Raw genomic sequence first — 12,893 nt, 5'->3', positions numbered from 1 at the left:
CGTCAGCGACGACGGCCCGACCCCCAGGAGAGCCCGTGCCCGCGACCACCCCCCGCCAGGTCCCCGTCGCCGTGGTCGGTGTGGGCGCCCAGGTGCCCGGCGCGCAGGACGCGGCCGGCTACTGGCGGATCGTGACCGGCGGCCGCGACCTGATCACCGAGGTGCCCGCCTCCCGCTGGCGGGTGGAGGACCATTACGACCCGGACCCGGCCGCCCCGGACAAGACGTACGCCCGTCGGGGCGCCTTCCTCTCCGAGGTGGACTTCGACCCGATGGCCTACGGGGTGCCCCCCGCCAACCTGGCGGCGACGGACGCCTCCCAGCTGCTCGCCCTGATGGTCGCGGACCAGGTGCTGACGGACGCCGGCGGTCTGGCCGGGGTGGACCGGGACCGGACCGGCGTCGTCCTCGGCGCGGCCGCCCTGGAGCTCCTTCCGCACATGTACGGGCGCACGCAGCGCCCCGTGTGGCTGGCGGGGCTGCGGGAGGGCGGACTCGGCGAGGCCGAGGCGCAGGCCGTGTGCGACCGCATCTCGGCCCGTTTCGCGCCGTGGCAGGAATCGTCCTTCCCCGGGCTGCTCGGCAATGTCGTCGCGGGCCGGATCGCCAACCGGTTCGATCTGCACGGCATCAACCACACCACCGACGCCGCCTGTGCCAGCTCCCTGGCGGCCCTGTCGACGGCGGTCGGTGAGCTGTCCCTCGGCCGGGCCGACCTGGTGATCAGCGGAGGCGTGGACACCGGGAACGACATCGGCATGTTCCTGTGCTTCTCCAAGACACCCGCGCTGTCCCCCAGCGGTGACTGCCGGCCGTTCTCGGCGGCGGCCGACGGCACCATGCTCGGCGAAGCGGTCGTCATGTACGCGCTGAAGCGGTTGTCCGACGCGGAGCGTGACGGCGACCGGATCCACGCGGTGATCCGGGGCATCGGCACGTCGTCCGACGGCAGGAGCACGGCGATCTACGCCCCGCTGCCCGCCGGCCAGGCGCGGGCCCTGCGACGCGCCTACGAGCAAGCGGGCTACGGACCGGAGACCGTGGAACTGGTCGAGGCGCACGGCACCGGCACGAAGGCCGGGGACACCGCCGAACTGGCGGCGCTCGGCGAGGTGTTCGGCGCCTCGGGCCGTACGGACGGGCAGTGGTGCGCGATCGGCTCGGTCAAGTCGCAGATCGGCCACACCAAGTGCGCGGCGGGTGCGGCGGGGCTGCTCAAGGCCGTCATGGCCCTGCACCACAAGGTGCTGCCGCCGACGGTCAAGGTCGAACGGCCGAACCCGGCCGCCGCCACCCCTGACGGCCCGTTCTACGTCAACACCGAGACCCGCCCGTGGGTACGGCCGGCCGGCCATCCGCGCCGGGCGGCGGTGTCGAGTTTCGGCTTCGGAGGCAGCAACTTCCACGTCACGCTGGAGGAGTACGAACCCTCGGGCACCCCGGGGCGTGCGGCCCTGCGCCACCGCTCCGCGCCGAGCGAGCTCGTCCTGTTCAGCGGCGCCTCCCCGTCGGACCTGGTGCCGCCGCGGACGGACGACGGACGGCCGCTGGCCGCCCTGGCGCGGGAGAGCCACACCGCCTTCTCGTCCGCCGCCCGGGTGCGGCTGGCCGTCGTCGCCACCGATGCCGAGGACCTGCGGGAGAAGTACACGCAGGCGGTCGCGCTGATCCGGCAGCGACCCGGCACGGCGTTCTCGACGCCCAACGGTGTCCGGTACGCGTGCGGGGAGGCCGCGCCCGGCCGCATCGGGTTCCTGTTCCCGGGCCAGGGCTCCCAGTACGTCGGGATGGGAGCCGATCTCGCGATGCTGGCGCCGACCGCTCAGGCCGTGTGGGACCGGCTGGGCGGCACCCGCTTCGACGGGCAGCCCCTGCACCGGGTGGTGTTCCCGCCGCCCGCCTTCACCGACGAGGAACGCACCGCCCGGCGGACCCTGCTCGATGCCACGGAGTGGGCGCAGCCCGCGCTGGCGGTGCACGCGCTCGCGCTGCTGGAGGTGGTGCGGGAGCTGGGGCTGCGGCCGGACTGCGTGGCGGGCCACAGCTTCGGCGAGCTGGTGGCGCTGCACTGCGCGGGTGCGCTGGACGCCGGGTCGCTGGTGGGTCTGGCCCGTCGCCGCGGCGAGCTGATGCGGGACGCGGCGGCCACCCCGGGCGCGATGCTGGCGGTGGCGGCGGACCGCGCGCACGTGGCGGAGGTGCTGGCCGGTGGAGACTTCGGCGACATCTGGCCGGCCAACCACAACTCCCCGCACCAAGTGGTGCTTTCGGGCTCTGTGGAGGCGATCGTGCGGGCCGGGGAGGCGTTCTCGGCCGAGGGAATCGACACCCGTCGGCTGGCCACGTCGACCGCCTTCCACAGCCCGCTGGTCGCCCCGGCCGTCGAACCGCTCGCCGCGTACCTGCGCACGGTGCCGCTCACGGAGCCCCGGATCGAGGTCTACGGCAACACGGACGCGGCGCCGTACCCGTCGGCCCCCGATGAGGTGCGCCGCCGGATCGCCGCCCATCTCGCCTCACCCGTGCTCTTCCAGGACCAGATCGAGGCGATGTACGCGGCGGGGGTACGGACGTTCGTCGAGGTCGGTGCGGGCACCGCGCTGACCGGCCTGGTCGGGCAGATCCTCGGCGACCGCGAGCACGCGGCCGTTCCCCTGGACCGCCCGGCCCGGCCCGGGGCCGACGCCCTGCACGCCGCGCTCGGCGAACTCGCCGTACGCGGCGTCCCCCTCGATCTCGACGCTCTCTGGGCGCCGTACACCCCGCCCGGAACCCCAGCGAAGGAGCGCGAGCCCCGGATGACCGTGAAGATCAGCGGAGCGAACCACGGCCGGTTGCCCCTGCCCCGCGCCGCGTCCGCCGAACCGCCACCCGCTCCGGAACGTGAGCCGGAACGCCCACCTCAGCCTGACCCCGTACCCGTACCCGCACCCGTATCCGCGTCCGACACCCCGGCGGTCCCCATGCCCGCGTACCCTCCCTCCCCCGTCCACACCCCGCAGCCGGCGGTGTACGGGACGGCTGCCGCCCCCTGGCAGCCGGAGCCCGCACCGGTGCACGAGGCCGATGCCCCTGACCACACGGGCGTCGACGGTGACTGGTTCGCCGCCGTCGAGGCTGTCCAGCGGCAGACGGCACAGGCCCACGCGGCCGTCCAACGCATGTTGACCGACAGCCACATGGCGTTTCTCCGGATGACCGAGACGACCCTGGCCGCGATGCTCGGGGTGTCGCACCCGGGTGCGGCCATGGACCTGCCGGCTCCCGCGGCGCCGCTGCCGCTCCCCCGCTCCGCGTCACCGCGGCACGTACCGGCCCCCGTACCGGGCCCCGTTCCAGCTCCCGTGGCACCGCCGGCTCCCGTCGCGCCCGTTGTCCCGGCAGCAGCGCCCGTAACCGTACCGGCGCCCGTGGAGGCCGCGCCGGCTCCCACCGCCACGCCTGTTCACGGCGCTGATGCGGCGCCCCTGTCGCCGTCGGAGCTGGGGGAGTTGCTCCTGTCGGTGGTGGCCCGGCTCACCGGGTACCCCGCCACCATGCTCAACCTGGACATGGAGCTGGAGGCGGATCTGGGCGTCGACTCCATCAAGCGCGTCGAGATCCTGTCGGTCGTACGCCGACAGGTCGGTGACGTGGCGACGGGAGACGTCGGGCAGCTCGGCAAGCTCCGTACGCTGCGCGAGATCGTCGACACGCTCACCGCCGGCGCCCGGCCGCCCGGGGCCTCGGAACCGGGCACCCACGCCGTGCCCGCGCCCCGCACGGACGACGCGGTCACCCCCGCCGTACCGGAGGCCCGCGAGTACGCCGGGTCCGGCGAGGAGACGCCGCTGACGAGGCTGGTTCCGCGCGCGGTGGAGTCGCCGGCGTCCGGGCTGGCCACGGCGGGACTGCTGGACGGGCCCGTCATGGTGACCGGCCTGGGCGTCGGCGGGTGCGACCTCACCGGCCTCGTCGCCCGGAAACTGACGGAGCGCGGCGTGGAGGCCACCGCCGTTGCCGAGGTGCCCGCGGACGCTCGCGGTGTCGTCCATCTCGGTGGGCTCACCGCGAGCGAGGCGCCGGACGAGGCGCGGGAGGTCCACCGCTCCGCGCTCCGCGCGGCGCGTGCGGTGGCGGCACAGGCAGCCGAAGGCGGCGGGCTGTTCGTGACCGTTCAGGACACCGGGGGCGACTTCGGGCTCGGAGGCCACGCGCCCGGCCGCGCCTGGCTGGGCGGGGTCGCCGGGCTGGCCAGGACCGCGGCGAAGGAGTGGCCGGACGCCTCGGTCAAGGTCCTCGACTGCGAGCGGGGCGGCCGGGACGACGAGGAGGTCGCCGACGCGATCGTGCGGGAACTGCTCGAAGGCGGAGCCGACCTGGAGGTCGGCCTCCGCGCGGACGGCACCCGCACCCTGCCGCGTGCGGTGCGCGAGCCGGTGACGTCCGACGGCACGCGGCGGATCTCCTCCGCGTCGGTGCTCGTGGCCACCGGAGGGGCCCGCGGGGTGACCGCCGCGGCGTTGCTCGACCTGGCCAGGACCCACCGTCCGCGGATCGTCCTGCTGGGCAGGACGGACCTGGCCGCCGAGCCCGCCGGACTGGCGTCGGCGACCGACGAACCGGCGCTCACCCGACTGCTCGCGGAACGCTCCGCCGGGAACGGAGCGGACTCCTCGCCCGCCCGGATCGCGGAGCGGGCCCGGAACGTCCTGGCCGCCCGCGAGGTACGGACGACACTGGCGGGGCTGGAGGCCGCGGGGTCACCCGCCCGGTACGTCCAGGTGGACGCTCGCGACGGTGACGCCCTTGCCGCGGCTCTGCGCGACGTGCGCGAGACGTGGGGGCCGGTCACCGGCATCGTGCACGGTGCGGGGGTGCTCGCAGACAAGTGGATCGCGGACAAGACCGACGCGCAGGCCGAGCTGGTGATGTCCACCAAGGTGGAGAGTCTGCGGGCGCTGCTGGCGGCGACGGCGGACGATCCCCTGGACACGATCTGCCTGTTCTCCTCGGTGGCCGCCGTGTTCGGCAACCCGGGGCAGAGCGACTACGCCATGGCCAACGAGATCCTCCACCAGGTCGCGTCGGCCGAGCAGGCCCGCCGCCCCGGCTGCCTGGTGCGTTGCCTGGCCTGGGGCCCCTGGCAGGGCGGCATGGTCACCCCGGCCCTGGCCGCGCGTTTCGGCCGGTCCGGTGTCCCGCTCATCCCCCTGGAACAGGGCGCCGCGGCTTTCACGGCCGAGCTGGACGGCACCGTCGGTGAGGCCCGCGTCGTCCTGGCCGCCGGGGCCGATCCGGCCGCCCTGTCCCCGGCCGGTGACTCGCGTCGCGCGCAGTCGCTGGTCCGCTCTGACACCTGGCCGCAGCTGGCCGACCACGCGCCGGCCGGGGTTCCCGTGCTGCCCGTGGCGCTGGTCCTGAACTGGTTCGCGGGCGTGGGCGCGGCGTGGCTGCCGGCCGCCGGGCCGCTCGTCCTGCGCGATCTGCGGGTGTACAGGAAGTTCGCCCTGCCGGAACTGCCCGGCGCGGGCCACCGGATCACCGTGCTCGGCGGCACGGGCGCGCCCGGTTCACCGTCGGGCCTGGAGGCGGAGCTGCGGGGCGAGGACGGCCTGGCGCACTTCCGGGCCGTCCTGGACGCCGGGGCCGTGGAGCCCGACGCGGCCGCGTGGCACACCCCGGACGGCCTGAAGCCGCTCGACCGGGCCGCGTGGTACGACGGGGAGGTCCTCTTCCACGGCCCCCGGTTCCACGCGCTGCGCACGGTCCTCGGTGTCTCCGAGCACGGAGCAGAGGCGACCGTCGCCGGCCTGCGCGCCCTGGACTGGGCGGGTGAGCACGGGCCGCTCGATCCGGCCGCCGTGGACGGCGCGCTCCAACTCGCCCTGCTCTGGGGTGCGCAGGTGCTCGGGGCGGCGACCCTGCCGATGGCTGTCGCCGAGTGCAGGGTGCACCGGCGCGGCCCGGTGGACGGCACCGTGCGCTGCGTGGTGCGGGGACGGAAGGCCCATGACACGGGGGCGCGCTGCGACGCGGCACTGATCGACGCCGACGGGTCCGTCCGGCTGGAACTGATCGGTGTCGAACTCGTCCGCCGTCCCTCCTGACCCGTCCTCGTCCCCGGCCTCCGCCCTGCCGTGAAGTGAGACCCGCATGCGTTTCGAACCGATCGCCGTCGTCGGCCGGGGCTGTGTGCTGCCCGGCGCGCTGGACCCGGACACGTTCTGGGAGAACATCGCCGCCGGCCGCCTGAGCCTGTCGGCCGCGCCGGCAGGCCGCTGGCGGCTGCCGCGCCGATGGGCCATGGGCACGGTGGACGACCACCTCGACCGGACCTGGACCGATGTCGGCGGGTACGTCAACGGGTTCGAGGCCGTCTTCGATCCGGGCGGCTTCGGGATCGCTCCGGAGCGGATCGCCTCGCTGGACCCGCTCTTCCACTGGGTCCTGTACGGGGTGCGGCAGGCGCTCGCCGAGGCGGGCCGCTCGGGCCCGCTGCCGCGCGGGGGTCTGGTGCTGGGGAACCTGTCGTACCCCACACCCGCCGGGGCGGCCTTCGCCGAACACGTCTGGCTGTCCGGGCAGCGGCCCCCGCTCCGTGACGCGCTGCTGACGGGTGAGCGCCGGGCGCGCCCCGACGCCCGCAACCGCTTCTCCTCCGGGCTGCCCGCCCGGCTCGCGGCCCGCGCGCTCGGGCTCGGGGCGGGGGCCTGGTCGCTGGACGCCGCCTGCGCGTCCTCGTTGTACGCGATCAAGCTGGCGTGCGACCGGCTGCATGACGGCACGGCCGACCTGATGGTGGCCGGTGCGGTCAGCCGCCCCGATCCCCTCTACCTTCACGTGGGGTTCTGCGGGCTGTCCGCGACGAGCCGTACGGGGCGCAGCCGCCCCTTCCACCGGGACGCGGACGGGCTGGTGCACGGCGAGGGCGCCGGGTTCGTCGCTCTGATGCGGCTGTCCGGGGCGCGCGCCGCCGGCCTGCCCGTGCTCGGCGTGATCCGCGGTGTGGGGCTGTCCAACGACGGGCGTGGCTCCGGGCTGATCAGCCCGTCGGAGGAGGGCCAGGTGCGGGCCATGCGCCTGGCGTACGAGGTGGCGGGCGTCGCTCCCGAGTCGGTGTCGCTCATCGAGTGCCATGCGACGGGGACACCGGTCGGGGACGCGGTGGAGGCGCGCGGCATGGCCCGGGTCTTCGGGGCGGGCGACGACGTGCCGATCGGTTCGGCGAAGTCGAACGTCGGGCACCTGCTGGCCTCCGCGGGTGTGACGGGGCTGCTGAAGGTGCTCGGCGCGATGCGTGCGGGGGTCCGCCCGGCGACGCTCGGCGCACAACAGCCGCTGGACGTGCTGGCGGGCACGCCGTTGCGGGTGCTGACCGGGCCGGAGGAGTGGGTGGGGCCGCGCAGGGCGGCGGTGAGCGCCTTCGGATTCGGCGGGACCAACGCCCACGTGATCGTCGATGCTCCGGATGCCGTTGCCGTGTCCGCCGGGCGACGCGGTGTGCCGGCCGCCCCCGGACCGGCTCCGGCACTCGACGTACCGGCGGCGCCGGTACCGGTGGCGATCGTCGCCATCGGTGCCCGGGTCGGCGAGGGGACATCCGCCGAGGACTTCCGCCGGGCGGTGCTGGGCGGTGAACGGCGCGGTCCCGTAGCGGAGATCGCCGTGGAGCTGACGGACCTGTGCTTCCCGCCGCTGGCCCTGGCGCGGGCCGTGCCCCATCAGCTCCTGGTGCTGGAGGCGGCCCGGGAGGCCGTACGGAAGGTGCGCCTGCCCCGCGAGGGGACCATGGTGGTCATCGGGACCGGGGTGGACCCCCAGGTGGCCCGCGCGGGTGCCCGCTGGCGGGTGCCGTTCTGGCTCGAGGAGTCGGGGGTGCCCGTCACCGGTCCGTCGGCGGATGCCGCTCGGGAGGCGTTCACTCCGCCGATGACGGCGGAGGGCGTGGTGGGCAGCATGCCGAACCTCGCGGCGAACCGCATCAGTACCCAACTGGATCTGGCGGGGCCCGGTTTCACGGTGTCCGCGGAGGAGGCGTCCGGGCTGGTCGCCCTGAGGATCGCGGCTCGGGCCATCCGGTCCGGGGAGGCCGACGCCGCTCTCGTCGGTGCCACCGACCTGTCCTGCGAGGCGGTCCACCGGGCCGCCCTGCGGGAACTCGGCCGCGAGGAGGAGCCCGGGGACGCGGCCGTCGTCCTGGTCCTCAAGCCCCTGGACGCCGCGCGCCGGGACGGTGACACCGTCGTCGCCCTGCTGGACGAGGACAAGCACGGGGACGGGGACGGGGACGGGGACAACGCCGACGAGCCCGACGTGGTCATCGGCGACGGCCCCGGCGCGGTGTTCGATCCGGCCTCGGTCTTCGGGCGTGCCCATGCCGCGTCCGGGCTGCTCTCCGTCGCGGTCGCGGCGCTCTCCCTCCAGCACCGCGCGGTACCCCGTGCGGGCGGCCCCGCGGACACCGCGGCCGTCGCCCACACCGCGCGGGCCGTGGTCACGCCGCTGGAGGGGCCGGCCGAGAGCGTACGGCTGCGCGCTGGTGACGCCCGGCCGTGGCTGCGGGGCCCGGCTCCGCGCCTGCACGTCTTCTCCGGGGCCGACCGCCGGGAGGTGCTGGCCGCGCTGGACTCCGGTACGGAGTCCTCGGCCGGCCCGGCCCGGCTGGCGCTCGTGGTCGACGGCGACGCCACGGCGGCGGACCGCCGGGAGGCCGCCCGCCGCTGGCTGACGGAGGGCGGGGTCCGCCCGGCCGACGTGCTGTACCGGGACGGTCCGGTCACCGGGCAGACCGCCTTCGTGTACACGAACGGCTCGGCCGCGTACCCGGGCATGGGCCATGAGCTGATGCTCGCCCTGCCGTCACTGGGCGAGTCCGTCCGGGACGAGCACCGGGCGCTCGGTACGCGGCTGCGGTCCCGGTCGGAGCCCGGAGTGCTCGGCCAGATCTGGGCCGCCGCCGAACTGGCCTCCGTCCACACCGTGTTCAGCCGCGAGGTGCTCGGTCTGCGGCCGGACGCCGCGCTCGGGTACTCCTCGGGCGAGTCGACGGCGCTGGTCGCGCTGGGTGCCTGGCCGGACGCCCCTGGGCTGTACGAGGCCACCCGGGACAGTGGTCTGTTCACGACCGAACTCACGGGTGAGCTGCGGGCGGTCCGGCGCTCCTGGCGGCGCCGCGGCATCCAGGGCTCCCGGTGGTCGAGCTACCTGGTGGGCGCACCGCTGGAGGCCGTCCGTGCCGAGCTCGCCACCGAGGCCGCGGTCCATCTGATGGCGGTGAACGCGCCCGGGGTCTGTGTCATCGGTGGCGAGTCACGGGCGTGCGCGGCCGTCGTCGCCAGGATCGGCGCCGACCGGGCGGTCGAGCTGGACTACGACATGGCGGCCCACGCACCGGAGTTGGCGGAGGTCCGGGAGGTGTGGCGCGAGACCCACCGCCGTCCCACGGTCGAGGTGCCCGGGGTCCGGTTCTACAGCGGGGCCACCGGGCGGGCGTACCGGCCGACGGCCGAGCGGGCCGCGGAGGCGATCACCGCTCAGGGACTCGGCACGATCGACTTCGCGGCCACGGTCGAGCAGGCGTGGGCGGACGGTGTCCGGGTCTTCGTGGAGCACGGGCCGCGGAAGCTGTGCACCGGCTGGATCAAGCGGGTGCTCGGTGACCGGGAGCATGTGGCCGTCGCGCTGGACGCCCCGGGGGACACCGGGCTGCGGCACCTGTGCATCGCGGTCGGCGAGCTCGTCGTCGCCGGAGTGCCGGTGCGGGCCGACGCGTTGCTCGCCCGGCTCGCCGGGGCCGCGACGGAACTCCCGGAGCCCGGCCCCACCGTCACTGTTCCCGTGCCCCCGTCTCCGCGCCTACCGCCCCTGGAGCCTGCTGTGACCGTTCTGCCCCGGGCCCCCGAGCTGGCCCCGGTACCGGACCGGGGTCCCGGCCTGCCCACCGGTTCCGCCACCGCACCGGACCGGGGGTCCGGCCACCTCACCGACCCGGCGGGCCGGGGGTCCGGCCGCCTCCCGGCCGCCGTCGCCGTCCCGTCCCCCGGCGTCGCGGGGCAGCGGTCCCGTTCGCTTGCCGAAGGCGCCCGCGAGCCGGGGACTTCAGGGGTCGCGGCCGCGGTCGCCCGGCAGGCGCTGCGGGCCGCCGCGCTGCACCAGGAGGTCATGGCCGCGCACGCCGAGGCCCATCAGCGGTTCCTGGGGGTGTCCGCGCTGGCCGTCACGGCGCTGACGGCCGCCGGCACGAGGCGGTCCGGGCCCGGCCCCGCTCCCGTACGGCCGCCCGGCCCCACCGCGCCGCGTCCGCCCACCGCGCCTGCGCCGCCGGCCCTCGTGCGCTCCGCGCCCCGTCCGTTGCCACTGCCCGTTTCCCTGACGGAAGCGGCGCCCGTCGCGGGCCCGAAGCCGGGGCCGACGTTCGACCGTGCCCAACTGGAGCACCTCGCCTCCCGCGAGATCTCCACCCTGTTCGGTCCGCTCTTCGCCGAGCAGGACGGCTACGCGGTGCAGACCCGGATGCCCGAGCCGCCCATGCTGTTCGCCGACCGGGTCACCGGCATCGACGCGGTGCCCGGAGCGCTCGCCCTGCCGGGTCCGGTCCGCACGGACGGGAGGATCTGGACGGAGACCGACGTCCTGCCCGGCGACTGGTATCTGGACTCCACCGGGCGGATGCCCGCCGGCCTGCTGATCGAGGCGGGCCAGGCCGATCTGCTCCTGCTCAGCTGGCTGGGTGTCGACCTCCTCAACCGGGGCGAGCGCGCCTACCGGCTGCTCGGCTGCGAGGTGACGTTCCACGGCGGCCCGCCGGAGGCCGGCGACACCCTGAGCTTCGAGATCCATGTCGACGGCCACGCGGAGGCCGACGGCGTCCGGCTGGCCTTCTTCCACTACGACTGTTACGTGGACGGCGAGTTGCGGCTCAGTGTCCGCGAGGGCCAGGCCGGGTTCTTCACCCCCGCGGAGCTCGCCGGCAGCGGCGGCGTCCGCTGGGACCCCGCCGAGCACGCACCCGGTGACGGCCTGCCGCTCGATCCTCCGGCCGTGCGCTGCGCATCGACCCGTTTCGGCGCGGACCGGGTGCGAGCCCTGGCACAGGGGCGGCCCGCGGACTGCTTCGGGCCCGGCTGGGAGGCGACGGCGGCCCATGTCCGCTCGCCCGGCCTCGACGAGGGCCGACTGCTGCTGCTGGACGAGGTGACCGCGTTCGACCCGGCCGGAGGGCCGTGGGGCCGGGGATATCTGCGCGCCGAGACGTCGTTGTCCCCGGACGACTGGTTCTTCTCCGGCCACTTCAGGAACGACCCCTGTATGCCGGGCACCCTGATGTTCCAGGGCGGTCTCCAGGCGATGGCGTTCTACCTGGCGGCCATGGGCTTCACCATCGACCGGGACGGCTGGCGCTTCGAACCGGTCGGTGAACATCCCTCCAGCGCGATGTGCCGGGGCCAGGCGACGCCGGAGGACCGGCGGGTCGTCTACGAGGTGTTCGTGCGCGGCGTCTCGGCCGGGCCGGTGCCGACGCTCCACGCCGACATCCTCGGCTCCGTCGACGGGGCCAAGGCGTTCCTGGGCCGCGACATGGCGCTCCGGCTGGTCCCCGACTGGCCGCTGTCGCACTGGCGGCACTCGGGCCCGCCCGCCGTGCAGGCCGATGGAGTCCCGGTGCCGCTCCCGCGGCTCGGCGGGCTGGCCGGGCACGTGGAGGAGAAGCCGGTGGCCGTGGCGGCCGACGGGCTCCCCTTCGACTACGCCTCGCTGCTGGCGTGCGCCTGGGGCCGGCCGAGTGAGGCGTTCGGCGCCATGTACGAGCCCTTCGACGGCACCCGCGGGGTGGCCCGGCTTCCCGGCCCGCCGTACCACTTCATGAGCCGGATCGTCTCGGTGGACGGGCCGCAGGCCGGAATGCGGGAAGGCAGCGTCGTCGTCGCCGAGTACGACGTCCCCGACCGGGCGTGGTACTTCGAGCAGAACGGCGGCCGCGCCATGCCGTTCGCCGTCCTCATGGAGGTCGCGCTGCAACCCTGCGGCTGGCTGGCCTCGTACGTGGGCAGCGCGACGACCAGCGCGACCGACCTGCTGTTCCGCAACCTCGACGGGTCGGGAACGGTCACCGGCGAAGTCACCCCGGCGACGCGCGGGATCCGTACCAGGGCCGAACTGACGCGCGTCTCGTGCAGCGGAGACATGATCATCGAGTCGTTCCGGGTGACGTGCACGGCCGACGACGTGCCCGTGTTCGAACTCTCCACGGTCTTCGGCTACTTCCCCCGGTCGGCCTTCGAGGACCAGCAGGGTCTCCCGACGTCGGCGCAGGACCGGGCCCGCCTCGACGAGCCCTGCGGCCGCACGGTCGACCTGACCGCCCGTCCCGCCCGGTACTGCGCCGGGAAGCCGCGCCTGCCGGGACCGATGCTGCTGATGCTGGACCGGATCACGGGGTACTGGCCGGACGGGGGGAGCGCGGGACTCGGCCGGCTCCGGTCGGAGAAGGACGTTCGCCCGGACGCCTGGTTCTTCCGGGCCCACTTCTTCCAGGACCCGGTGCAGCCCGGCTCGTTGGGCATCGAGGCCATGTGCCAACTGCTCCAGTACCACCTGCTCGAACGCGGCGCGGCCGACGGCGTCCCCGACCCCGGGTTCGAACCGGTGCTGCCCGGCCGCGAGGCGGTCTGGACGTACCGCGGCCAGATCACCCCGGCCAACCGGCTGATCCGGGTGGACATGGACATCGTGGAGAGCGGCACGGACACACGGGGGCCCTACGCCGTGGCGGACGCGTCGCTGTGGGGCGACGACACGTGCATCTACCGGGTGCGGGGGCTGGGTATGCGCGTGGTGCCGGGGGCGGCACGCCTGCCGTGACGCACGGCGTGCCGCATGTTCCAGCGCCCGGTCCGGGGCCGCCGGGTCCG

2 protein-coding genes are annotated in these 12,893 nt (G+C 75.3%); both read left to right on the top strand.

Features of this window, described 5'->3' with window-relative positions; translation table 11 throughout:
* Positions 1–35 precede the first annotated feature (35 nt).
* Complete coding sequence (locus ACIO3R_RS37375; RefSeq protein WP_402111468.1) at positions 36–6,089, top strand: SDR family NAD(P)-dependent oxidoreductase; 6,054 nt, start codon at positions 36–38, stop codon at positions 6,087–6,089.
* Positions 6,090–6,135: 46 nt separating this feature from the next.
* Positions 6,136–12,843 carry a beta-ketoacyl synthase N-terminal-like domain-containing protein gene (locus ACIO3R_RS37370; protein WP_402111467.1) on the top strand — a complete coding sequence of 2,236 codons (6,708 nt, stop codon included), beginning with the start codon at positions 6,136–6,138 and terminating at the stop codon, positions 12,841–12,843.
* Positions 12,844–12,893: the final 50 nt, after the last annotated feature.

The organism is Streptomyces sp. NPDC087428 (assembly GCF_044744085.1).
In the GTDB taxonomy this organism is placed as follows: Bacteria; Actinomycetota; Actinomycetes; order Streptomycetales; family Streptomycetaceae; genus Streptomyces.
Note: the sequence above shows the minus strand (reverse complement) of the source record. Positions and strands in the feature narration are given on the sequence as shown.